Here is a 22864-nt window from a genome sequence, read left to right on the forward strand (position 1 = left end):
TGTCGGGAAGAGGCTTCTGTCTATCTGAGCTGGGAAGACGTTCCCATCGCTCCGAGGAGACGCGCGTTACAACCTTCTCGGTAGATCCTTTGTCTGTTCACTGACCTCGCGATTACTCTGCGCGCTAATCTCGGCACGTTCCGTATCCACCGGGTAAGGATTCGTGCCTGTGTCTGATCGTCCGTCCCCTGCTCGGGTGGTTTTCCTGGGTGGCCTTGGCCGTAGTGGGACCACTCTGCTGGAGCGCCTCCTCGGGGAGGTCCCCGGCATCGCGCCGCTCGGTGAGGTCGTCCACCTCTGGGCAAGGAGCGTCCTGGCGGACGAGGCGTGCGGGTGTCGCGAGTCGTTCGCCGCGTGCCCCTTCTGGTGCAAGGTCGGTGAGCGTGCGTTCGGCGGCTGGTCCGAGGAGCGGGCCCGGCGGATGCTCGCCCTCAGGTCCCGGGTGGACCGCACCCGGCGCATACCCGTCCTGGCCCGGCTCCTCGCGGAGAAGCAGACGGGGGCCGGCTGGTGGCCGGCGCTCGACACCGCCGAGCTGGACGAATACGTCGCCGCCTATCGCGGCCTGTACAACGCGGCGGGAGAGATCGCCGACTGTCCGGTCGTGGTCGACTCCAGCAAGCACGCCTCTCTGGCCTTCTGCCTCGCGGTGGCCGGCGTCGACGTCCAGGTCGTCCACGTGGTCCGTGATCCCCGGGCGGTCGCGCACTCCTGGCACAGGCGGGTGGAGCGCCCAGAGGACGGGCACCCGATGACCCGCTGGTCTCCGGCGCGCACCTCGCTGCACTGGATGACGGAGAATCTCGGCTTCGAGCTCCTGGCCCGCAGCGGCGTCCCGGTCACCCGGGTCCGCTACGAGGACTTGATCGAAGCCCCCGCCGACACGCTCAGGCGACTGAGCGCGAGGATCGGCCTCCCGCCCCGCCTGGACTTCCTCACGGACGACGGGGCTCGGCTCTCGACGGCCCACACGGCCTCAGGCAACCCCATGCGTTTCACGGTCGGCCGAATCCGGCTGGCCAGGGACGACGGCTGGCGCACCGCCGCACCGTCCCAGCACCGGCGCCTGGTCACCGCACTGACCTGGCCGCTCATGATCAAGTACGGCTATCGCCGTGCCCTCCAAGGAGAGACTCGTGTCTGACCGTTCCGCGTTCCCCTCCAACCCCGAAGGACGGGGCGTTCACGCCGGAGGTGTCCGGTGAATCCATCCGTGGGCGTGGTGATTCCCACCCGAGGGCATCGGCCTGACACGCTGCGCTCGGCCGCGCTCTCCGCACTCGGTCAGGACTACCCCGGCACCGTCGAGATCGTCATCGTCGTGGACCGGGGTGACCCGGTCCGGGTCACCGACCAGCTGGCCGCACTTTTGGACGACCGGTCACTGACGGCGGGGTGGGAGGATCCGCCCTCGCGCAGGGTGTGGGTGATGGCCAACAGGCTCAGCCCCGGCCTGCCCGGCACGCGCAACACGGGCATCGCGGCTCTCGGCACCGATCTGGTGGCCTTCTGCGACGACGACGACCAGTGGCTGCCCGGCAAGGTCAGCGCCCAGGTCGCCGCACTGGAGGCGGAGCCGGACGCGGAGTTCTCCAGTTGCGCCATCGAGGTCCAGTACGGCTCGCGCCGTGTTCCCCGCCTGGCCGGCACCGGTCTGGTCACCCGCAGACATCTGGTGCGCTCGCGCATGGCGATGGTGCACTCCTCGACCTTCCTGTTCCGGCGCGGCACGCTCTGGGTGGACGAGAGCGCCCCCAACGGCCAGAACGAAGACTGGGATCTGGCCCTGCGCGCCGCCGCCCGCCACCCGATCGTGCATGTGGACCGCCCCCTGGTGCGGGTGCGCTGGGGCGGCTCCGCGTACGTGACCCGTTGGGCCGATCGAATCGCCGGGCTGCAGTGGATGCTGGCCCGGCACCCTGATCTGGCCGTGGATCCGCGCGGCGCGGCGCGGATCTACGGTCAGCTTGCCTTCCACCACGCGGCCCTCGGCCAGCGGCGGGAGGCAGGCCGCTGGGCCTGGCGAGCCTTCGCGGCTCGTCACAGCGAACCTCGCGCGCCCATCGCGCTCGCCGTGGCGACGGGCCTGGTTCCGGCCCAGGCCATGCTCGGCCTCCTGCACCATCGGGGGCACGGTATCTGATGCCGCCCTCCATGGGTCACAGGCCCGTCGCCGCCGGATACGACGCGGTGTCGTCCACAGACGACTCCGCGTCGTTCGGTCAGGACGCGATGTTGTCCGGACACGGCGAGAGAGCCGCCGGCCAGCATCCTCAGATACCCGGTCTGTCCACCGTCGCTGGACAGACCGGGGCACCGATCGGGAAGCAGGGGGCGGCGCCCGCCGTTCCCCGTCAGCGACCGCGACCGGACAAGGCCACTCGCAAGCGACTGCGCAAGCGCGTGCACGTGGCGGGCGTCGCGATCGATCCGATGACCGAGAGCGAGGTGGTCGACCACGTCATCGCCGCGTTGAAGCGCGGCGAGGGCGGCCACATCGTCACACCGAACGTGGACATCAGCCGGATCGTCGCCCGCGATCCGGAGGCACGCCGGCTCGTCGAGGGCGCCGATCTGGCGGTGGCGGACGGTATGCCGCTGGTGTGGGCGGCGAAGCTGCTCGGCACCCCGCTTCCAGGCAGGATCACCGGCGCCGACCTGATCTGGTCCCTGTCGGAGGCCGCCGCCTTCTACCGTCACCCCGTCTACCTGCTGGGCGGTCCGCCGGGGGTGGCCACCCAGGCGGCGCGCAATCTGACCGGCCGTTACCCGGGGCTGATCGTCGCGGGGGTCGATGCCCCGACGTTCGGGTTCGAGGACGTCCCCGAGAGCTATGCCAGGGTGAGAGACGACGTGATCGCGACGGGGCCGCGGCTGGTCTTCGTCGGGCTCGGCTTCCCCAAGCAGGACCGGCTCATCGCGGCACTCCGCGATGACCTGCCCGGCACCTGGTTCGTCGGCTGCGGCTCGGCGATAGCCTTCGCCGCGGGCACCGTCCAGCGGGCCCCGGGCTGGGCCCAGCACAGCGGCCTGGAATGGGTCTTCCGCCTGCTCCGCGAGCCCGGCAGGCTGGCTCGCCGCTACCTGGTGGACGACCTGCCGTACGCCCTTCGCCTGCTCACCGTCTCCCTGTTTCGGGGACTCTTTTCCTGAGGGGCCTCCCGTCGGGGCCCGTTCTTTTCGAAAGCATTCGTGCTGTCGGCTTTTGTCGTCTCAGTGGGCTGATCGTCGGCGGCGAGGCCTTGAAATCGCACCGGGCCGTCGGCCTCCGTCGCTCCAGGGCGGAGGCCGGTTCCCTGACAGAGCCGCCCTCCCTCCGAAGCGGGAGCGGTCGGTCCTTCGACCGGGTCTTCCCTCGTCTCAAGCCGTGGACCGGCCCTTGCCCTTCTTCGCGGGGCCGGCCCACGGGGCGGGTCCTTCATCGTTCGAGGTGGGAGCGGTCCTTCGACCGGGACCTTCCGTCATTCTGGGACGGAGGCCAGTTCCCTGACCCTGCGGACCTCCTCCGGGCTCAGCCGGGCGGCGGCCGTGGCGAGGGCATGGCGGGAGTCCATCGGCCGGTATGCCGTGCGGGACAGGCCGCTCCAGGCGAAGCCGCCCGTGCGGCCGGTGGTGGCCGTACACGCGCGCAGGACACGCTCCTCGGCCCGGGCGGACCATGTCAGGCTCGACCATTCGTACAGACGGCGGAAGCCCGCCCGCGGGTCGGCGGCCAGGTGCTCGTAGTCGGCCAGCAGGACCCCGGGACACCGGGCCGCCAGGTCGGTGGCGGTGGTTCTGGCCGCCCGCCAGAGGGCCACGGTCTTGGCGAGGCGGTCCTGCGAGCCCACCAGGGGGCGTAGCGCGGAAAGGTGCGGTTGATCGCGGACCAGGAGGGGCTGTTCGAGCAGTTCCTGGAAGTGGACCGTCCAGCCGAGCCGCTGCCAGCTGCCGGCGAACGACACGGGATCGCGCAGCAGGATGATCACTCGGCAGCCCAGCCGTTCGGCGAACCACCCGGCGGAGAACAGCGCGAACGGGTCGTCCAGCAGCGCCCGGCGTCCGCCCAGCCGTCCGAGCGTGAACGAGGTGCCGTACTTGACCATCCTCGCGAGGTCGTACGGCGAGCGGTTGCGGCGCAGCTCGGCCAGGAACCCGTAGCGCAGCGCGACGGTGGAGGCGAAGGCGGGCAGCCAGGACTCCTCGTTGTCCGGGCAGATGTACTGGAAACGGTGGGTGACGGCGGCGTTGAGAACCCCGGGGGAACGGCCCGGCGGGTGCTGGGGGTTGAGCGGCTCGTTGACGTAGACCAGCTCACCGCTCGCCGCGAGCATCTTGCCCGTCCAGCTCGTCCCGCTCCTGGGCAGTCCGGTCACCAGCACGGGGGTCACGACGCCCGCCACGGTTTCAGCGCGGCCAGGCTGTGGACGCCGAAGGGGCGCAGGCCGTACAGGCGGTGGATCCGCCAGAGCGGGAGCAGGTTCTTGACCACCATGCCCCCGGCCCAGCCGAGGGCGGCGCCGAGCGCGCCGAAACCGGGGATCAGCAGCAGATCCAGTGCCACGGTCACCGCGATGGCGGCGACCAGGTTGGCCAGGCTGGAGCCGGTGCGCCCCGCGGAGGTCAGCACCACGTCGGCCATGCCGCAGGCGGTGGCGAGCATCATCGTCGCGGCCAGTACGAGCGCCACCGGGACCCCGGAGGCGTAGCCGTCGCCGAAGACGGCGCCGAGCAACCACGGCGCGAGGACGGCGTAGCCCAGCCAGATCGGCCAGGTCAGCAGGACGAGCCACATGGCGGCGGACTGGTACAGCTCGCGGGCGCGCGGCAGGTCGCCCTCGGACAGGGCTCGCACCAGCCTTGGCTGCGTGGCCTGGGCCAGAGCCTGGCCGGCGAGCTGGCCCACGACCTTGAACCGGGTGGCGGCGGTGTAGACGGCGGCCTCGACCGGCCCGGCGAGCATCGCCACGATCACGATGTCGAGCCGCTGGAACACCGCCTGGATGGCGGCGGCCAGCGACCGGGGCCAGGTGTGGCGCCACAGGTCGTGGGCGGTTCCCGGCAGATACGGCGCGTACGGCAGCCGCCGGTGCAGCCAGAGCGAGGCCAGCAGCAGGACCGGCAGGGAGGGCAGCGCCCAGGCCGCGGCGAGCAACGGCACCGATCCCGGGTTCGTCAGCGACGCGGCCCCGACCAGGACGAGCTGAGCCACCGGCTGGAACACGCCGTCCAGCAGCACGGTCGGCCGCATCGTGCCGAACCCGCGGGTCGCGCTCACCACGAGGTCCGAGCACACCATCACCGGCAGGGCGGCGGACAGCACCCGCAGCGCGGGGTCGGAGGTGTTGACGAAGACCGCCGCACCGACGGCCAGCGAGAGCGCCGCGACCGGGACGAGGGCCGCGCGTACGTAGCCGGAGGTGCAGCGGTAGCCGAACGGCCGCGATCGGGCGATGAAGTAGATCAGCCCGTTGCCGGCGTCCATCCGCAGGATCGCGGCGACCATCATGCACAGGGCGGTCACGGCGAAGAAGGTGCCCGCCGTCTCCTGGCCCGCCTCCCGGGTGACCAGCACGACCGTCAGGAACTGTGAGGCGGCGCCGACCCCGGCCCCCGCCAGCCCGGCCAGCCCACTCCGCGCCGTCGCGTTCAGCCTGGACAGGCCGGGCAGCCCCGTGGAGATCAGCGCCGCCACGACGGCACCGTGCCGAGCCACGAGGTCAGCAGGGAGTCCTGCTCCTCGAAGTGGTCGGTCAGCTCGCGGCGGAGCGAGGCGGGCATCGGAGCGGGCCGGGACCTGGCGTTGTGCGGTTCGAAGACCGGGTCACCGATGTGCGGTAGTCCGAGGAACGCCAGCACCCGGTCGTAGACGACCTCCGGCTCGGCGAAGAACCGCCCGCTGTCCAGGACGAGCAGCCGTTGGCGGCCGACCAGCGGTTCGAGCCGGGCGAGCTGTTCGGCGTAGCGGCCTCTGGCGAGGTAGGCGAGGTGGCGGTGGGCGTGGTTCGTCGAGTAGGGGGAGACGCACAGGTCGTCCGCGGCCCCGGCCAGCCGCTCCTCCTCCAGCTCCACGGCTCTGGCGAAGGACGTCTCGGTCTCGAAGCCCCTGGCCAGCTCGTGGGCGTGGGCCGAGAAGGCGCGCTCGACCGGGTCGCGGGTCAGCACGATCAGTTTCACGCCGGGCAGGTCCCAGGCGATCCGGGCGCCGGCCAGCGGGTGGAACAGGTAGTAGGGAGAGGACTCGAACGCCTGGGGGCGGTAGCCGTACCTGTACGACAGCCGGGAGACCCGGGGCCGCAGCGGGAAGTGCGCCCGGTACCACGACAGGCCCTGGTCGTAGGCCATGTCGAAGTAGTGCACGCCCTTGTGGAGCACGGGCTTGAGCATCAGGGGGTGCTGCGACAGAGCCCGGTAGAGGGAGGTGGTGCCGCAGCGCTGCGCCCCGACGATGAGGAAGGAGGGCAGGATCCGGCTCCTGGCGGTGAGGCGCCCGGCGGCCCGCGACATGGTGTGGACGGAACACTTCAAAGCGGGCATCACACCAGGACCTCCTGATAGTCGACGACGGGATTGAGCCAGCGGGCGGGTGGGCCGAGGGGTTCGTGGCCATCGGCCGCGTGCCGGTCCGCGAGCGTGATCAGGTAGCGGATCGCGGTCAGCCGGGCCTCCGCGGCGGACGCACCGAACGGGGCCAGGATCGGCAGGGCCTGCGCCAGGCAGGCCATGGCCGCGGCGGCCGGATCGGTACGGCGCAGGGCCCGCTGGAAGAAGTGGTGGACGGCGTCGAAGCCGAGCGGCACCCCGGTGCCGAACCGCTCCCAGTCCCAGACCAGCAGTCGCTCGTCGGCTCCGCGCGCGATGTTCCAGGGCGCGAAGTCCCCGTGCCAGGCGAACAGGCGGCCCTGCGGCAGGAGCCCCGGGGGCCGGGAGGCGAGGGGCGGGGGGCAGGGAGAGCGGAGCCCCGGAATCCGGGCGATCTCGTCGATCGCGTCGGCGAGCAGACTCCCGGGGACCGGGCCCCGCCGTACGGGAAGCGGGGTCAGCGCGAGCACGGACAGGCCACGCCAGGACCCGTAGTGCAGCACGGCCGGCGGGACGACGGTCTTCAACGGCATGCCGGCCAGCAGGTCGAGCGTCCGCGCCTCGTGCGCGATGAGCGCGCGGGTCAGGTCGGTATCCCCGATCTTCACGAAGGCGACCGGCCCGTCGGGGGCGTGGACCTCCAGGAGCGGCTTGCGGTTGACGCGCCTGGCCGGGCGGACGTGCAGCGCGACACGGACGGGGGTGCCGAGCACCTCGCGCAGGTAGGTCTCGATGCCGGCCTCCCCCGAGGGGACCATGACCTTTCCGCCGACATGCCACCACGCGCGGGGGACCAGTCTGCGGGGAAGCAGGCGATGGGGAAGCAGGGTGTACGGCCGGGCCTCGCCGGGACCGGGGAACAGCAGGCCGATCGTCTGGTCGAGATAGCGCAGGCGTACGCGGGCGTCGTTCATCCTTCTCCCCGGCCGTGGATCCGCCGCTCAGGCGGAGGGGGGAACGCGGGAGGGTCCGGGGCCCGGCTCTCCTCCCGTCCTTGTCGCACGGCGGATACCGCGTCACGGGGTCCGTGAGCCGTTTCCTCCCGGCTCGTCATCGAATTCCTCCAGAGCAGCGCGAACGAGATGAGATACAGGCTGAGCGGCGTGAACAGCCCGTCGTAGACGAACATGTAGAGGAGGGTGAGGATCATCACGAGGACCCCGGCCATGCCGATCGGGCTCCGGTCGGGCCAGTGGCGGCGGATGGCCCCGGCGAAGAACGCCACGTAGAGGGCGGCTCCGGTGAATCCCTGCGTGATCATCAGGTGCCAGAGCTGACCGTCGCCGCCCAGCGGCGGGTGGCCGCAGGTGGGGCACCAGCCGGTCTTGCCGGTGGTGATCGTCCGGTGGTTGCCCATCGCGTTGCGGGTGTTGCCGTAGCCGATGAGCGGTGAGGTGCGGGCGGCGGCGATGGTCGCTGACACGGTGAAGGCACGGATGTCGTTGCTGTGCGGGTTGTCGAGCCGCTGGGCCACCATCGCCTGAAGAGGGCTGAGGAAGAACACCAGCGCTCCGGCGGCGACGGCGGAGCCGACCGCGACACGGGCCCGCGTGCCCAGGCGGAGGAACAGGTAGGCGCACGCGATGCCCAGGCCGATCCAGAGGCCGCGGTTGAGGGAGTAGACGACGGGGACGGCGGCCAGCGCGATCAGCGGGACCACGGCCAGGCGTCTGCGCGGCCCGCCGTACACCCACCAGCCGACCACGAACCAGATGAGCAGCACCGAGAGGTTGCTTCCCCAGGCGTTGGCCCATTCGAACGGCGCCTCGGGGCGGGGGGAGGCGTGACCGAGGACCTTCTGCATCTGGGCCGCGGTGGGGTGGATCAGGTTCTGCACGAAGGAGTTGCCGCCGATCCACCCGGGCAGGATCCGCTCGACCGGCGACGTGAACTCCACGTGTGGCGCGAACACGCCCAGCAGGCCGCCCGCGACGGTCGCGATGAACATCGTGCCGAGCATGCGCACCAGGGTGAGCTGCGGCAGCTCGGCTTCGGTCAGGTTGCCCAGGTACAGAACCATGATCATCAATGAGACGTAGAGGATCAGGCGCATGAGGTAGCCGAGCACCCGTCCGGCGCCGAACTCGCCGTAGGTGTCCGGCGGCATCTCGTCGAGCATGAGCGCGCTGATCAGATATCCCGCCAGGAGCAGCAGCCAGAGTCCGAACCCGCGCGGCGCCCTGATCGGCCGTCTTCTCAGGAGGATCAGGGCCATCCACGGGGCCAGTGCGATCACCGCCAGGCCGCCGAAACCCAGGGCCCACCACAGCGGATACGCCACCAGGAGTGCGGCGATCGGCCAGGCCGCCCGGTGCGGGCCCCTCACGGCCGGTGGATCGTCCGCGCGACCGCCTGAGGCGGTGCTTGCGGCGGTGTCTGCGGGGGTATCTGCGGAGGCATCGTGTAGGGGCCGGGCGCGGACCGGCTGTCACGGCGTTTCCGGCCGGTCCGCGGCCGCTCGGCCCCGGGAACCGCCGCGCCCGGATCCTGCCTGCCGGCGAGGTCGCGGCCCGTCGGGCGCTTGGTGCCGGCGCTCCCGCGCGATCCGGTGCCGAGGCGGTCGCGGAGCCAGGCGGCCCCGACGCCGGAGAGCAGACCGGCCATGAGGCCGCCGCCGAGGTGGAGGGAAGGGCTGGGAGCGCTGGGCTCGGTAGGTGCGACCGCGTCGCTGATCACCGAGCCGGGGACGATGGCGACGGTCCTGAACGCGTCGTACTTGAGGGTGAGGGCGGAGCTCTGGCGGCTCAGGACGCTCTGCCGCTGCAGGGCGAGGGTCCGCTCGGCCGTGCCGTTCCCCAGCCCCGGCAGCGTGGCGATCACCTCGGCCAGGCTCTCGTTGACCTGCTTCAACGTGGCCAGCAGCACCTTGAGCTGGGCTGTCCGGGCAGAGGCGGCGGACTCGCTCCGGTAGGCCAGGTAGGCGCGGGCGTAGGCGCTCGCCCCGGCGGCCGCGGCGGCCGGATCGGCGGCGGTGTAGGAGATCAGCAGGACCGAGGTGTTGGGGGGCACGGAGACCTCGACGGGCCCCGGGGTGCTCTTGAGCGTCTTCGCGGCCTTCTTGGCGACCGTCGTGGACCTGACGATCTGGGCCTCGGTGTCGAGGTTGAGCGGTTCCCGCTGCCGGTTGGTGACCTGGTTGGTCTGCTCCTGCGGGCCCGTCGCGGTGACCAGGACCTGCGCGGAAGCCGTGTAGGCGGGTGGTGTGACATGCAGCGAGGCGACGCCGCCGCCGATCCCGGCCAGGAGCAGGAGCGAGGCGATCAGCCACCGGCGGCGGAGGAGGGACGCGTAGTCCGCCAGGTCTCCGCCGGAGCGGTGGACGAGGACGTCCGGCGACGGGCTCATACGCAGGGAATCCCTCTCGGGCTGAATCGGTGTCGGGAATCCTAAGAACTATAGGTTGGCTTTCCATTTCCCTGGCCTGATCCACAAGATTTTCTTCATGGTGGCGCCGCCAATCACGGCGCAATAACGATCGTTTGTACGACATTTCATATCTATTTCGATGAGGCCCGGGAACGGACCGGCAAAGTCTGTGACATCGCACGTCCTGGGGGTGGGAAGGTGTGGTCCCGAAGAACCGGCAAATGTGCGTGTTGAGCCCCTGCGAGGAACCGTTGTATCGGACAAATGCTGATTTAAGGTCTATTTCGCGGAGGGGCGGAATTGCCGGATCGCGAGCTGTTCTGGCGCTGGGACTGAGCGCACTCCTATTGGGCGGGGCGGGGGCGAGCGGGTGCGGCGGTCCCACGGCCGGCACACCCGTCTCGGAGAAGCCGACCTTTCACGTGGGGGCGGGGACGCCGGTGGAGCCGAGGCTGCCGGGGCGGACGCCGACGCGCGCCCCCACCGAGATCGGCGGCCTGCCGGACGCCTACCCGACGGCGTCCGCCTGCGAGGTCACCGCCAAACTCATCCCCTCGTGCGGCGCCTGGTGGGGGGTCGCGCCGGAGGTCTTCACCGGGAGGAGTCCGGGGCCGGCGCTGAAGCGCGCCGAGAGACGTATGGGCCGCCCGGCCGACATCGTCCACGTCTACCACCGGGAGCACGATCTCTTCCCGACCGCGGAGGAGCGGGCGATCGCCCGCGACCGGGCCGGCAACAGGCTTCTGCTGATCAACTGGAAGCCGTCCTTCGACCGCACCTGGGCGGAGATCGCCCGGGGTGACCTGGACGAGCGGATCGACCGGCTGGCCCGTCACATCGTGAAGAACTTCCCCCAGAGGTTCTTCCTGACCGTCCACCACGAGCCGGAGAACGACGTACGGGAGCGGCCCGGCTCGGGGATGACCGCCGACGACTACTCGGCGATGTTCCGGCACGTGGTGCTGCGCCTGCGCGAGAAGGGCGTGACCAACGCGGTCACGGTGATGACCTACATGGGCGCGCCCAACTGGGCGGCCATGCCCTGGTTCGAGAGGCTCTACCCCGGCGACGACGTGGTCGACTGGGTGGCCATGGACCCCTACGTCGACGACAAGGTCCACTCCTTCGACGGGCTGGTCAACAAGGCCCGCGAGGAGTTCGCGGAGTGGCCCGGCTTCTATCGCTGGATGCAGGCGCGCTTCCCCGGCAAGCCCGTCATGATCGCCGAGTGGGGCGTGTTCGAGCGCTACGACCAGCCCCGGTTCAAGGAGACCTTCTTCACGTCGGTGCGTCAGGAGATCCGGGATTATCCGCAGATCAAGGCGCTGGTCTACTTCGACTCACCGCACGCTCCCCGGGGGGACACCCGGTTCGACACCACTCCCGGGGGGCTCAGCGCCTTCGGCGACCTCGCCGCCGACCCCTACCTTCGCGCCACCACGGTTCCGCAGAAGTGACCAGCCGGCGACTCCGGCGGCCACCGCGACGCCCAGGATCCAGAACATGACCGTGTTGCTCACGTCGAGGAGCTTGAGCGCCGAGGCCAGCAGCACCACCGCGAGCAGCGCCCGGATGATCCCGCCGGGCGCCCGGGCGGAGACACGTGCTCCCAGGTAGACGCCGGGAATCGAGCCGACCAGCAGCGACGTGGTGACGTCCAGCTTGAAGTCGCCGAACAGCAGGTGGCCGAGGGCGGCCGAGGCGACCAGCGGGACGGCCTGCACCAGGTCGGTCCCGACGAGTTGGTTGGCCTTCAGCGCCGGGTAGAGCATGAGCAACGCCACGATGATCAGCGATCCCGAGCCCACGGACGAGATTCCGACGACCAGGCCGCCAACCATACCGACCAGTAAGGTCGGAATTGGGCGCACGACGATCTGCCCCACGTCCTCCGAGACCGCTCCTTCGCGCCGCGCCAGGAGGGCCTTGGCGACCAGCCCGGCGACGGCCAGCAGAAGCGCGCACCCCAGGGCGTACTTGATCGTCTGCTGGACCTGCGCGCCGTCCCCGAAGGCCCTCGCCACGAGCACCCCGCAGAAGGCCGCCGGCACCGACCCGGCGCACAGCCAGCCGACCAGCCGCAGGTTGACCGTGCCCCGCCGCAGGTGGACGGCCCCGCCCACCGGTTTCATGATGGCCGAGGCGACCAGGTCGCTGGAGACGGCCGCCAGGGGCGGCACGTTGAAGAACAACATCATCATCGGCGTCATGAGCGCGCCGCCGCCCATACCGGTCAGGCCGATGACGATCGCCACGAGGAACGACCCGACGGCGAGAGGGATGTCGATGCCCATCGGTCTTCAGCACTCCTCGTTCGTCCGGCAGGGCGTCCGCTCAACGGATCCAGCCGCCCTGGATCAATGGATTCAGCACCTGATGAACTGCCTGGTCCACGCTGATGGAGGTGGTGTCGATCTCCAGATCGGCGTCCTCGGGCTCCTCGTACGGATCGGAGATCCCGGTGAATTCGGGGATCAGCCCGGCGCGGGCCTTGGCGTAGAGGCCCTTGCGGTCGCGGCGCTCGCACTCCTGCAGCGGGGTGGACACGTGGACCAGCAGGAAGTCGGCGCCGACGCCCTCCACCATCGCGCGGACCTCGTCACGCGTGGCGGCGTAGGGGGCGATGGGGGCGCAGATCGCCAGCCCGCCGTGCCTGGCGGCCTCGGCGGCGACGAATCCGATCCGGCGGATGTTGAGGTCGCGGTCTTCCTTGGAGAAGGTCAGCCCCGCCGACAGCAGGTGGCGGACCACGTCGCCGTCGAGGTAGGTCACCGTACGGCTCCCGCGCTCCAGCAGGGCGTCGCGCAGCCCCCGGGCGACGGTGGACTTGCCGGAGCCGGACAGCCCGGTGAAGAAGACCACCAGCCCTCGCCGGTGCGGAGGCCCGGGAAGCGTGACGGGCTCGGGCCCGGCCAGGTGCTCGGTCGCGCCGTAGGCCTCGGCCACGTGCTCGCGCAGTTCCAGGTCGATGGAGGCCTCCTCGCGCGGGGCCAGCGGCACCACCGCCACGAGCGTGTCCTCGCCCAGGCGGTCGCGGGCCTTGAGCGCGGCCCGGACCACGGCGGGCCCGGCCTCGCCGAACGCCAGGGGGAGCAGCAGGATCGCCGCGTCCAGCTCCTCCGCGATCGCGGTGACCTCGTCCAGGTTGTCCAGCGGGCCGCGCATGGTGACCGCCAGGACGTCTCGCTCGCCCAGCTCCTTGCGGATCTCGGCCGGGCTGCGGCGGAGCCGCGCGAACGGCCCGTGCTCGGGCGTGTCGAGTGCCTCCACCGGGCCGGCGACGAAGCCGTCCTGCCGTCCGGTGACGGTCAGCACGGCGAGTGCGGCGCCCTCCGGGTCGCGAAGGGTGATCCGGTCACCGGGGGCGGCCGGATGGTCGTCGGGAAGGGCGAACGTGACGGGCGCGGGCCACGGCGTGCCGTCGGTCAGCGTGCCGTGCTCGTCCACCGAGTGCGCGTCGGCCGAGCTCAGAAAGCCCTCCAGCGGATGGAAGGCGCCGGAGAGCAAGAGCTCCAGGTCGGCGAGCTCGCGGGCGTCGGGGGTCCACTCGAAAGGCGCCGTCATCTGCTCCACAATCCCGATCGACTTAGTCGGATTCCCTCACTGTACCCACTCCGGTTGTCCCGCCTCGACCGGGTGACTCTCAGATCAGCCGCGCGAAGTGGTTCTGGGGTTTGCGGATCACCATGGTCACCTCGTCGTGCGAGGCGGGCCGTCGTCCCCCGGAGAGGATCTCCACCACCGAACAGGCGGCACGGACCAGCTTACCGAGAGGCCCGCTCAGCGCCGGCCCGCTGGTCGCGAACACGTCGTCCGTCACCATCAGCCCGCGCATCAGGCAGAAGGAGTGCATCCCCTCGCGCGAGGCGACGTGGTCGTAGACGGCGGGCAGCGGGCCCACCGTGTTCGGCGGGACGAACCTGCGCCAGAGCGCCTGCCGCAGCAGGGAGGGCATCAGCCGGTCGCATGTCCCGTAGGCCGACATGCGGTCGCGCATCCGGATCAGCAGCAGCCCGCCCGGCCGCAGGCCGGTGAGCAGCCGGTCGAGCACCAGCTCGGGATGCTCGATCCGCTCCAGCAGGAACGACACGCAGACGACGTCGAACGACCGCGGGGACAGCGGCACCGACCGCAGGTCGCCCAGGATCCAGGAGTCCAGGTCTTCCCGGGTGGACATGCGCGCCCGCAGCGCCGGCAGGTCCTCGTCGATCCCGATGACCCGGCTCTCCGTCCGCGCGGACTCCATCGGGCCGGGCCAGCCGCACCCGGCGATCAGGACATCGAGCCGCCGGCCGAGCCGGCCGATCCGCTGTTCCCGGATCCGCCGACCGAACAGGTCGTCTCGCGCGACGACCGACCTCACCTCAGACATGCCACTGACAGTAGTCAATCACACACGATTAGTAGTGCATTTCCGGCTCCTTACGGGTGGGAGCGCCAGTGCAAGTAACCTTGGCCGGTACCCCCGTTCCTCTCCCGGCCGGGGGCCTGTCGTGTTGCCGTCGTGGGGCTGTGGGCGAATCTGATGAGCCTTTCCGGACTGCTGGACCTCGTCACCGGGGAATCGAAGCTGGCTTCCGTCCTTGCGGATGTGCGCGGGGGTGACTCCTCCGACGTGTCGCTGATCGCGCCACCCGCGCTGCGTCCCTTCACCGTGGCCGCGCTGGCCAGGGAGGGCGCCAAGGGGACGGCGCGGACCGTGCTCGCGGTGACCGCCACCGGGCGCGAGGCCGAGGATCTCGCCTCGGCGCTCACCAGCCTCCTGAACGAGCACACGGTCGCCGTCTTCCCCGCCTGGGAGACGCTGCCGCACGAGCGCCTGTCGCCGCGCAGCGACACCGTCGGCCAGCGCCTCGCCGTCCTGCGCAGGCTGGCCCACCCGATCGAGGGCGACCCCGCGGCGGGGCCGCTGCACGTGATCGTCGCGCCGGTCAGGGCACTGCTCCAGCCGATCGTGCGCGGTCTGGGCGATCTCCCGCCGGTACGGCTGCACGTCGGCGACGACATCGACCTCGAAAGCGTCGTCCACAGGCTCGTGGAGAACGGCTACCACCGGGTCGACATGGTGGAGAAGCGCGGAGAGGTGGCCGTCAGGGGCGGTCTGCTGGACGTCTTCCCGCCGACCGAGGAGCACCCGCTGCGGCTGGAGTTCTGGGGCGACACCGTCGAGGAGATCCGCTGGTTCAAGGTCGCCGACCAGCGGTCGCTGGAGGTCGCGGAGGACGGCCTGTTCGCCGCTCCCTGCAGGGAGATGCTGCTGACGGACGACGTGAGGCGGCGGGCGCGGGAGCTCGCCGAGGAGCACCCCTCGCTGGCCGAGACCCTGGAGCAACTGGCCGAGGGCGTTCCGGTCGAGGGCATGGAGGCGTTCGCGCCGGTGCTCGCCGGCGAGATGGACCTGCTGATCGATCATCTGCCGGGACAGTCGGCGGTGTTCGTGTGCGACCCGGAACGCATCCGCGGCCGCGCGGACGAGCTCGTGCGGACCAGTCAGGAGTTCCTGGAGGCGTCCTGGATCAACGCCGCGTCCGGGGGAGAGGCCCCGATCGATCTGGGGGCGGCGGCGTTCCGCACGCTGGAGGACATCCGCGACCACGCGCGCGAGCTCGGCCAGCCCTGGTGGTCGATCGCGCCGTTCGGCGGCGACGACCTGGGCGGCGGGCTGCTCCTGGGGGCACACGAGTCGGAGACCTACCGGGGCGACACCGAGCGGGCGCTGCTCGACATCAAGGGCTGGCTGGAGGAGGACAAGGTCGTCGTCCTGCTCAGCGAGGGCCACGGTCCCGCGGAGCGGATGGTCGAGCTGCTCAAGGGCGCGGACCTGCCCGCGCGGCTGGAGCGCGACCTCGACCGGGCCCCGGAGCCCAAGGTCGTCCATGTCACCACCGGTCTGGTCGAGCACGGCTTCGTCACCCCGCGGCTGGCCGTGCTGACCCATCTCGACCTGGTCGGGCAGAAGGCGTCCACCAAGGACATGCGGCGGCTGCCGTCGCGGCGCCGCAACATGGTCGACCCGCTCCAGCTCAAGATCGGCGACCACGTCGTGCACGAGCAGCACGGCGTGGGCCGCTACATCGAGATGGTGCAGCGGACCGTGCAGGGCGCCACCCGCGAATACCTCGTGATCGAGTACGCCAAGGGCGACCGGCTCTACGTGCCGACCGACCAGCTCGACGAGGTCACCCGCTACGTCGGCGGCGAGTCGCCCACGCTCAACCGGATGGGCGGCGGCGACTGGACCAAGGCCAAGACCAAGGCGAAGAAGGCGGTCAAGGAGATCGCCGGCGAGCTGATCCGCCTCTACTCCGCGCGGATGGCCTCGCCGGGACACGCGTTCGCGCCGGACACGCCGTGGCAGCGGGAGATGGAGGACGCCTTCCCCTACGCCGAGACCGGCGACCAGCTGGAGGCCATCGACGAGGTCAAGCGTGACATGGAACGCGCGATCCCGATGGACCGGCTGATCTGCGGCGACGTCGGCTACGGCAAGACCGAGATCGCGGTGCGGGCGGCGTTCAAGGCCGTGCAGGACGGCAAGCAGGTGGCCGTGCTGGTGCCCACCACGCTGCTGGTCCAGCAGCACATGTCCACCTTCGCCGAACGGTTCTCCGGGTTCCCGCTGAACGTCAGGCCGATGTCGCGGTTCCAGAGCGACGGCGAGGTCAAGGAGACCATGCTGGGCCTCACCGAGGGCTCGGTGGACGTGGTGATCGGCACGCACCGGCTGTTCTCGCCGGAGATCAGGTTCAAACAGCTCGGCCTGATCATCATCGACGAGGAGCAGCGGTTCGGCGTCGAGCACAAGGAGGCCATGAAGCACCTGCGGACGCAGGTCGACGTGCTGGCCATGTCGGCGACGCCGATCCCCCGCACGCTGGAGATGGGCCTCACCGGCATCCGGGAGATGTCCACGATCCTCACCCCGCCGGAAGAACGGCACCCGATCCTCACCTTCGTCGGTCCCTACGACGACAAGCAGATCGCCGCCGCGATCCGGCGCGAGCTGATGCGCGACGGCCAGACGTTCTTCGTCCACAACCGCGTCGCGAGCATCAACAAGGTCGCGTCCATGCTGCACGAGCTCGTGCCCGAGGCCAGGATCGCCGTCGCGCACGGTCAGATGCAGGAGCATCAGCTTGAGAAGATCATGGTGGGCTTCTGGGAGCGCGACTTCGACGTGCTCGTCTGCACCACGATCGTCGAGTCCGGGCTGGACGTGCCCAACGCCAACACCCTGATCGTGGATCGGGCCGACAACTACGGCCTGTCCCAGCTCCACCAGCTCCGCGGCCGGGTCGGCCGGGGCCGTGAGCGCGGCTACGCCTACTTCCTGTACCCGCCGGAGAAGCCGCTCACCGAGACCGCCCACGAGCGCCTGGCCACCATCTCGCAGCACACCGAGATGGGCGCGGGCATGTACGTGGCGATGAAGGACCTGGAGATCCGCGGCGCGGGCAACATCCTGGGCGCCGAGCAGTCGGGCTTCATCGCGGGCGTCGGCTTCGACCTCTACGTGCGCATGATGGCGGAGGCCGTACAGGAGCAGAAGGCCAAGCTGTCGGGCGAGGATCTCCAGGAGGAGCGGCCGGACGTCAAGGTCGAGCTGCCGATCAACGCCCACATCCCGCACGGATACGTGACCTCCGAGCGACTGCGCCTGGAGGCCTACCGGCGGATCGCCGAGATCGGCTCCGACGCCGACGTCGCCGCGGTGCGCGAGGAGCTCGTCGACCGGTACGGCCGGCCTCCGCAGGAGGTGGAGAACCTCCTGGAGGTCGCCCGCTTCCGGATCCGCGCCCGCAGGGCCGGGCTCACCGATGTCACCCTGCAGGGCCAGCACGTCAAGTTCGGGCCGGTGGCGCTCAAGGACTCCCAGCAGGTCAGACTCGAACGGCTGTACCCGAAGGCGTTGCTGAAGCAGGCGGCAGGTACCTTGCTGGTACCCGTACCCAAGACCAGACCGCTCGGCGGTCAGCCGCTACGCGACCTGGAACTGCTCAAGTGGTGTGGCGATCTGGTCGAGGCGATGTTCCTTGAGAGCATGCCGGTAAAGTAAGCGGCGTTTGTCGTGAAGGGAACGCATGTGAAGTCGACTCGAGTTCGTGTCATCGTGGCGGTCGCCGCCGCGGGTATCGCGTTGACGGCCTGCTCTCCGCCGCAGGCCGGCGCCGCCGCCATCGTGGGTAAGGACCGGATCAGCGCCGGCGAGCTGGACAAGAACGTGCAGGAGTACGAGGCCGCGCTGGCCAAGGCCAACGTCTCCGCCTCCCAGCTGCAGTTCCCGGGCAGCGTTCCGCAGGTCGTGCTCTTCCAGCTCGCCAACTCCGCGCAGCGCGTGCAGGTGGCCGAGAGCAAGGGCATCACGGTCACCGAGGCCGAGATCGACCAGGTGATCTCGAGCGGCGAGGGCGGGGCGGCCGGGTACGAGCAGCAGATGCTCGGACAGGCGGTGCCGCCGTCGAAGATGCGCGATTACACCAAGGCCACCCTGATGATCACCAAGCTCATGGCCAAGTACGGCGGCGGCACCGACGAGGCCGCCATCCAGAAGGGCCAGGCGCAGGTGATCAAGGATCTGCAGGCCATGCCGATCACCTGGAACCCGCGCTACGGCACGATCAACGAGCAGCGGAGCGAGCAGCAGCCGAACCTCTTCACGGAGAGCACCCGCTTCGGGGCGCCTCCCGCCGCTCCTCCCGCCGCTCCTGTGCAGCAGTAGCCTCCGGACATGCCGCTGATCGTCGTCACCACCTCGCCCCGGGTCGCCCCGGGGCTGCTCAGCCGTCACGCGTGGCAGGTCCTGCAGGACGGTCCCGTGCGCACCGGGACCGCCGACCATCCGCTTCTGCCCTACCTCGCGGAGGCCGGAGTGAGCGTGGAGGTCGTGACGCCGGATCCGGCCGCCCTGGTCCGTGAGGCCCAGGTGGGGACCGTCGTGTGGCTGGAGGCCGACGAGGCGACGATGCGCTCCATCGGCTACGCCGCGGTGGCGCTCGACGAGCCGCCGGTGATCGAGGTCGTGCCCGGCTCCTACGATCTGCCGGGGGCGCGGCTGCTCGACCTGGTCTCGGTGATGGACCGGCTCAGGGTGAACTGCCCGTGGGACGCCCAGCAGACCCACGAGTCGCTGGCCCCGTACCTCCTCGAAGAGGCCTACGAGGTGCTGGAGACCATCGAGGAGGGTGATCACGCCGCCCTGCGCGAGGAACTGGGCGACCTGCTCCTCCAGGTGGCCTTCCACGCGCGGGTCGCCCAGGAGCGTCCCGACGGCTTCGACGTCGACGACGTGGCCGACGCGATCGTCTCCAAACTCGTCCGCCGCCACCCGCACGTGTTCGCCGACACCGTGGTCGACGGCGCGGGGGAGGTCAGCGACAACTGGGAGACCATCAAGGCGGCCGAGCGCGCGGCCAAGAACGGCGGCGACTCGGGCTCGGTCGTGGACGGCGTCCCGATGGGGCAGCCCGCCCTCTCCCTCACCGCCCAGTTGCTCCGGCGCGCCGAGCGCGTGGGAGCCCCCGCCGAGCTGCCGGCCGGACTGTCCGCCGAGGGCGTCGGGGCACGGCTTTTCGAGCTCGTACGGCAGGCGCACGTGGCGGGCCTCGACCCGGAGGCCGAGCTGCGCGCCGTCGCCCGCGTCTACCGGGACAGGGTCCGCGACCGGGAGTCGTGACAGAAGACCGCGCCCGGGTCGTCGCGCTCGTCTACGGGACCGGACCGATCTCGCCGGGCGGACGGCCCCGCGCCGGGTGACGGCCCCGGCCCCTGAGCATCAGCGCCACGCTCGCGACATACGCCACCGCCGCGAGGGAGGTCTGGGTGACGAGCGCGGGCAGGTACCAGGGCGGTCCGTCTCCGATCGCCAAGGGGACGGGCTCGCCGGTGGCCCCGCTGAGCCAGAAGGGCATGCCCATCGTCACCATCAGCAACAGGAGAAAGAAGGGAATCCCGAAGACCCCCAGCCCGGCCAGCAGGGGAGCGGTGACCCCGTGACGACGGGCGGTCCAGGTCAGCACCAGAGTGATCGCTCCGGCGACGGCGAGAAGCGCGGCGTACGTCCACGCGGTTTCGGTGGCCTGGTCCAGGTAGAACAGGTAGAACTCGCCTACGCCCCCGAACTCGTTCTCACCGCCCGCCCGCATCTCCTCCGCGGCGAGCCGGCGCGCCTGGTCGAGCGCGACGACGTTGAGCACCGTGACGTTCACGCCGGTCAGCGGCAGGTGGCCCAGGAGTAGCAGCGCCGTCCTGGGCGCGGGGCGCGCCCGTCTCCTCGTGGTACCCGTGCCGATGGACATGATCGGACGATGGCCCACCGCCGGTAAGGCTCCTGTAAAGGACGCGCCGCGGAGCAGGTGTGCCGTTCCGCTTCCGTCGCCGTCCCCTCGGGGCCGCCGTACACCCGGGGTTCGCCCGCCGCCCCGACGGCGGCCACCGTACCGGTAAGTAGGCCTCGGTAAGCTTCTGAGGCAAACTGTCCTGCGACTTTAGGAGCGCTTCGTGGCTTCCATCGAGGGCGTCACCGCCCGCGAGATCCTTGACTCCCGGGGCAACCCGACGGTCGAGGTCGACATCCTCCTGGACGACGGCAGCCAGGGGCGTGCCGCGGTTCCGAGTGGTGCGTCCACCGGTCAGTTCGAGGCCGTCGAGTTGCGTGACGGCGATGAGCGCTACGGCGGCAAGGGGGTCGAGAAGGCCGTCCTCGGCGTGACCGACGAGATCGCCGACGAGATCCTCGGATTCGACGCGACCGAGCAGCGCAGCATCGACCAGGTCATGATCGACCTGGACGGCACGCCGAACAAGGCCAAGCTGGGCGCCAACGCCATCCTGGGCGTCTCCCTGGCGGTGGCCAAGGCCGCCGCCGACAGCGCCGAGCTGCCGCTGTTCCGTTACCTCGGCGGGCCGAACGCGCACGTGCTGCCCGTCCCGATGATGAACATCCTCAACGGCGGCGCGCACGCCGACAGCAACGTCGACATCCAGGAGTTCATGATCGCCCCGATCGGGGCCGAGTCGTTCCGCGAGGCGGTGCGGATGGGGACCGAGGTCTACCACGCGCTCAAGGCCGTGCTGAAGGAGAAGGGCTACGCCACGGGGCTGGGCGACGAGGGCGGCTTCGCCCCGAGCCTGCCCTCCAACCGTGACGCCCTGGACCTGATCCTGGTCGCCATCGAGAAGGCCGGCTACGTGGCCGGAGAGGACATCGGGCTGGCGCTCGACGTGGCCGCCTCCGAGTTCCACTCGGACGGCGTCTACACCATCGACGGCAAGGGCCTGTCCTCCGCCGAACTGATCGCCTTCTACGAGGACCTGGTCGCGAACTACCCGCTGGTCTCCATCGAGGACCCGCTGGACGAGAGCGACTGGGAGGGCTGGAACGCCATGACCAAGGCGCTCGGCGACAAGGTCCAGCTGGTCGGCGACGACCTGTTCGTCACCAACCCCGAGCGCCTGGCCCGCGGCATCGCCGAGGGCACCGCCAACGCGCTGCTGGTCAAGGTCAACCAGATCGGCACCCTGACCGAGACCCTCGACGCGGTGGACCTGGCTCACCGCAGCGGCTACCGCTGCATGATGAGCCACCGTTCCGGCGAGACCGAGGACACCACGATCGCCGACCTCGCCGTGGCCACCAACTGCGGCCAGATCAAGACCGGTGCGCCGGCCCGCTCCGACCGCGTGGCCAAGTACAACCAGTTGCTCCGTATCGAGGAACTCCTCGACGACGCCGCCCGTTACGCGGGTCGCGCGGCGTTCCCGCGTTTTCAGCGGTAGCTTCGTCCTGCGGTTTGCGCCCGGATCGGGGCGCAAACCGCGGGGCGGGGGCACCGGTGACCGGTGCCCGGGCCGTCGCGCCGGGTACGGCGGCGCGAGAGAGCACGGACGAGAGAGGGGCGCATGGCGAAACGACCGCAGCTGACGGGACGGGCCGCGGTGCTCGCGATCGTGGTGTGCGCGATCGCCATGAGCCTCGCCTATCCGATCAGGGAGTACGTCGCCCAGCGCCGCGCCATCGCTCAGCTCCAGCAGGAGCAGGCCAGGGAGCTCGCCGCGATCAAGGATCTGGACGACCGCAGGAAGCAGCTCCAGGACCCCGGTTACATCAAGCGGCAGGCCAGGGAGCGGCTGTTCTACTGCGACCCCGGGCAGAAGTGCTATGTCGTCATGGGCGAGCAGCCCTCGCCGGGCAAGGGCACGGCGGGGGAGAAGAAGGCCGTCAAGCCACCGTGGTACCAGACGCTCTGGGAGTCGGTCGAGGCGGCCGACACGGGGAAGGGCACGAAGGCGGCCAAGGCCGCGGGGTGACGCGGATAACCTGGATGTCGTCTTTTCAGGGGGTGTCACGAATGATCGATGAACGCGATGTGGTGGCGGTGGAGCGGCAGCTCGGCCGGGCGCCGCGCGGACTGCGGGCGGTGGCGCACCGCTGCCCGTGCGGGCTGCCGGACGTGGTGGAGACCGCGCCGCGGCTGCCCGACGGATCGCCGTTCCCGACGCTTTTCTACCTGACCTGCCCCCGGGCCGCGTCGGCCATCGGAACGCTCGAAACCTCCGGGATGATGCGGAGCATGCAGGCCAGGCTCGCCGACGACCCCGCCCTGGCCGCCGCCTACCAGGCCGCCCACCTCGACTACGTCGCGCGCCGCGACGAGGCCGCGGCCGAGGACGGGCTGGAGCCGCTGCCCAGGGACATGCAGAGCACCGGGGGCATGCCCACCCGGGTCAAGTGCCTCCATGCCCTGGTCGGTCACGAGCTCGCGGTGCCGGGGAGCAATCCCTTCGGCAGGGAGGCCCTCGACGCGCTCGGCGAGTGGTGGGCGAGCGGGCCGTGCTGCCTCGTGGAGGAGGAGGCGGGGGCGGAGGACGGAAGCGGTGGCGCGAGTGCCGATCAGCTCCGGCCGGCGAGGGCCGGAACCGAGCGCTGAGGCCGAGACCG

The 22864-nt window shown here is 70.7% G+C and carries 20 protein-coding genes; 10 read left to right on the top strand and 10 right to left on the bottom strand.

Going from position 1 to position 22864, the window contains the following annotated elements; all coding sequences use genetic code 11:
* The first annotated feature begins 196 nt into the window (after window positions 1-196).
* Genes J2853_RS39835 through J2853_RS39845 form a run of 3 tightly spaced genes read left to right on the top strand, consistent with a single transcriptional unit; the run spans window position 197 to window position 3153 of the window.
* Entirely contained in the window at window positions 197-1144 is a 948-nt protein-coding gene (locus J2853_RS39835) for a sulfotransferase (protein ID WP_307566455.1), read from the top strand.
* A gap of 57 nt (window positions 1145-1201) precedes the next feature.
* Window positions 1202-2143, top strand: a complete 942-nt coding sequence (locus J2853_RS39840; protein WP_307566457.1) for a glycosyltransferase family 2 protein — start codon at window positions 1202-1204, stop codon at window positions 2141-2143.
* An 11-nt stretch (window positions 2144-2154) separates the two neighbouring features.
* Entirely contained in the window at window positions 2155-3153 is a 999-nt protein-coding gene (locus J2853_RS39845) for a WecB/TagA/CpsF family glycosyltransferase (RefSeq protein WP_307566459.1), read from the top strand.
* Between the two features lie 308 nt (window positions 3154-3461).
* On the opposite strand, the gene J2853_RS39850 is transcribed toward J2853_RS39845, so the two are convergent.
* Genes J2853_RS39850 through J2853_RS39875 form a run of 6 tightly spaced genes read right to left on the bottom strand, consistent with a single transcriptional unit; the run spans window position 3462 to window position 9906 of the window.
* Window positions 3462-4382, bottom strand: coding sequence for a sulfotransferase (locus J2853_RS39850; protein WP_307566460.1), 921 nt, complete (start codon window positions 4380-4382; stop codon window positions 3462-3464).
* Window positions 4367-5674, bottom strand: a complete 1308-nt coding sequence (locus tag J2853_RS39855) for an oligosaccharide flippase family protein (protein WP_307566462.1) — start codon at window positions 5672-5674, stop codon at window positions 4367-4369. The genes J2853_RS39850 and J2853_RS39855 overlap by 16 nt, the downstream gene beginning before the upstream one ends.
* On the bottom strand, window positions 5662-6516 hold the full coding sequence (locus J2853_RS39860) for a sulfotransferase (RefSeq protein ID WP_307566464.1): 855 nt from the start codon (window positions 6514-6516) through the stop codon (window positions 5662-5664). Before J2853_RS39860 ends, J2853_RS39855 begins: the two co-directional genes overlap by 13 nt.
* Window positions 6516-7475 carry a hypothetical protein gene (locus J2853_RS39865; RefSeq protein ID WP_307566466.1) on the bottom strand — a complete coding sequence of 320 codons (960 nt, stop codon included), beginning with the start codon at window positions 7473-7475 and terminating at the stop codon, window positions 6516-6518. Before J2853_RS39865 ends, J2853_RS39860 begins: the two co-directional genes overlap by 1 nt.
* Complete coding sequence (locus J2853_RS39870) at window positions 7472-8887, bottom strand: O-antigen ligase family protein (protein WP_307566468.1); 1416 nt, start codon at window positions 8885-8887, stop codon at window positions 7472-7474. The genes J2853_RS39865 and J2853_RS39870 overlap by 4 nt, the downstream gene beginning before the upstream one ends.
* On the bottom strand, window positions 8884-9906 hold the full coding sequence (locus J2853_RS39875; RefSeq protein WP_307566470.1) for a Wzz/FepE/Etk N-terminal domain-containing protein: 1023 nt from the start codon (window positions 9904-9906) through the stop codon (window positions 8884-8886). Before J2853_RS39875 ends, J2853_RS39870 begins: the two co-directional genes overlap by 4 nt.
* Before the next feature lie 461 nt (window positions 9907-10367).
* Here J2853_RS39875 and J2853_RS39880 point away from each other — a divergent pair, with 461 nt between their 5' ends.
* Complete coding sequence (locus J2853_RS39880; protein WP_307566472.1) at window positions 10368-11384, top strand: glycoside hydrolase family 26 protein; 1017 nt, start codon at window positions 10368-10370, stop codon at window positions 11382-11384.
* On the opposite strand, the gene J2853_RS39885 is transcribed toward J2853_RS39880, so the two are convergent.
* The 3 genes from J2853_RS39885 to J2853_RS39895 all read right to left on the bottom strand — a co-directional run bounded on the left by J2853_RS39885 (window position 11268) and on the right by J2853_RS39895 (window position 14299).
* Complete coding sequence (locus tag J2853_RS39885) at window positions 11268-12221, bottom strand: sulfite exporter TauE/SafE family protein (RefSeq protein WP_307566474.1); 954 nt, start codon at window positions 12219-12221, stop codon at window positions 11268-11270. The two genes, J2853_RS39880 and J2853_RS39885, sit on opposite strands and share 117 nt — an antisense overlap.
* 40 nt (window positions 12222-12261) lie before the next feature.
* A complete protein-coding gene (gene cysC, locus J2853_RS39890; RefSeq protein WP_307566476.1) occupies window positions 12262-13491 on the bottom strand; it encodes an adenylyl-sulfate kinase in 1230 nt (409 codons plus the stop codon).
* Between the two features lie 79 nt (window positions 13492-13570).
* The gene (locus tag J2853_RS39895; protein WP_307566478.1) at window positions 13571-14299 is read right to left on the bottom strand and encodes a class I SAM-dependent methyltransferase; all 729 of its coding nucleotides are present in this window, start codon (window positions 14297-14299) and stop codon (window positions 13571-13573) included.
* Window positions 14300-14452: 153 nt separating this feature from the next.
* On the opposite strand from J2853_RS39895, the gene mfd reads away from it, so the two are divergent.
* The 3 genes from mfd to J2853_RS39910 are packed head-to-tail and all read left to right on the top strand — an operon-like array spanning window position 14453 to window position 19600.
* Window positions 14453-17983 carry a transcription-repair coupling factor gene (gene mfd, locus J2853_RS39900; RefSeq protein ID WP_307566479.1) on the top strand — a complete coding sequence of 1177 codons (3531 nt, stop codon included), beginning with the start codon at window positions 14453-14455 and terminating at the stop codon, window positions 17981-17983.
* Window positions 17984-18010: 27 nt separating this feature from the next.
* Window positions 18011-18646, top strand: coding sequence for a SurA N-terminal domain-containing protein (locus tag J2853_RS39905; RefSeq protein ID WP_307566480.1), 636 nt, complete (start codon window positions 18011-18013; stop codon window positions 18644-18646).
* A 9-nt stretch (window positions 18647-18655) separates the two neighbouring features.
* Window positions 18656-19600, top strand: coding sequence for a nucleoside triphosphate pyrophosphohydrolase (locus J2853_RS39910; RefSeq protein ID WP_307566481.1), 945 nt, complete (start codon window positions 18656-18658; stop codon window positions 19598-19600).
* A 31-nt stretch (window positions 19601-19631) separates the two neighbouring features.
* On the opposite strand, the gene J2853_RS39915 is transcribed toward J2853_RS39910, so the two are convergent.
* Window positions 19632-20222: a hypothetical protein gene (locus J2853_RS39915; RefSeq protein ID WP_307566483.1), complete on the bottom strand. Its 591-nt coding sequence runs from the start codon at window positions 20220-20222 to the stop codon at window positions 19632-19634.
* A gap of 202 nt (window positions 20223-20424) precedes the next feature.
* Between J2853_RS39915 and eno the strand changes: the two genes are divergently transcribed.
* The 3 genes from eno to J2853_RS39930 all read left to right on the top strand — a co-directional run bounded on the left by eno (window position 20425) and on the right by J2853_RS39930 (window position 22853).
* Complete coding sequence (gene eno, locus J2853_RS39920; protein WP_307566485.1) at window positions 20425-21702, top strand: phosphopyruvate hydratase; 1278 nt, start codon at window positions 20425-20427, stop codon at window positions 21700-21702.
* A 123-nt stretch (window positions 21703-21825) separates the two neighbouring features.
* Window positions 21826-22233: an FtsB family cell division protein gene (locus tag J2853_RS39925; RefSeq protein WP_307566487.1), complete on the top strand. Its 408-nt coding sequence runs from the start codon at window positions 21826-21828 to the stop codon at window positions 22231-22233.
* A 41-nt stretch (window positions 22234-22274) separates the two neighbouring features.
* Window positions 22275-22853, top strand: a complete 579-nt coding sequence (locus J2853_RS39930) for a DUF501 domain-containing protein (RefSeq protein ID WP_307566489.1) — start codon at window positions 22275-22277, stop codon at window positions 22851-22853.
* Window positions 22854-22864: the final 11 nt, after the last annotated feature.

The organism is Streptosporangium lutulentum, from assembly GCF_030811455.1.
GTDB lineage: Bacteria > Actinomycetota > Actinomycetes > Streptosporangiales > Streptosporangiaceae > Streptosporangium > Streptosporangium lutulentum.

Excerpts from the sequence above, each read along its gene's own strand:
- J2853_RS39860 (WP_307566464.1), bottom strand. The coding sequence starts at position 6,516 with ATGCCCGCTTTGAAGTGTTCCGTCCACACCATGTCGCGGGCCGCCGGG.
- J2853_RS39865 (WP_307566466.1), bottom strand. The coding sequence starts at position 7,475 with ATGAACGACGCCCGCGTACGCCTGCGCTATCTCGACCAGACGATCGGC.
- J2853_RS39875 (WP_307566470.1), bottom strand. The coding sequence starts at position 9,906 with ATGAGCCCGTCGCCGGACGTCCTCGTCCACCGCTCCGGCGGAGACCTG.
- J2853_RS39925 (WP_307566487.1), top strand. The coding sequence starts at position 21,826 with ATGGCGAAACGACCGCAGCTGACGGGACGGGCCGCGGTGCTCGCGATC.
- J2853_RS39910 (WP_307566481.1), top strand. The coding sequence starts at position 18,656 with ATGCCGCTGATCGTCGTCACCACCTCGCCCCGGGTCGCCCCGGGGCTG.
- J2853_RS39930 (WP_307566489.1), top strand. The coding sequence starts at position 22,275 with ATGATCGATGAACGCGATGTGGTGGCGGTGGAGCGGCAGCTCGGCCGG.
- mfd (WP_307566479.1), top strand. The coding sequence starts at position 14,453 with ATGAGCCTTTCCGGACTGCTGGACCTCGTCACCGGGGAATCGAAGCTG.
- J2853_RS39885 (WP_307566474.1), bottom strand. The coding sequence starts at position 12,221 with ATGGGCATCGACATCCCTCTCGCCGTCGGGTCGTTCCTCGTGGCGATC.
- J2853_RS39845 (WP_307566459.1), top strand. The coding sequence starts at position 2,155 with ATGGGTCACAGGCCCGTCGCCGCCGGATACGACGCGGTGTCGTCCACA.
- cysC (WP_307566476.1), bottom strand. The coding sequence starts at position 13,491 with ATGACGGCGCCTTTCGAGTGGACCCCCGACGCCCGCGAGCTCGCCGAC.
- J2853_RS39915 (WP_307566483.1), bottom strand. The coding sequence starts at position 20,222 with ATGTCCATCGGCACGGGTACCACGAGGAGACGGGCGCGCCCCGCGCCC.
- J2853_RS39895 (WP_307566478.1), bottom strand. The coding sequence starts at position 14,299 with ATGTCTGAGGTGAGGTCGGTCGTCGCGCGAGACGACCTGTTCGGTCGG.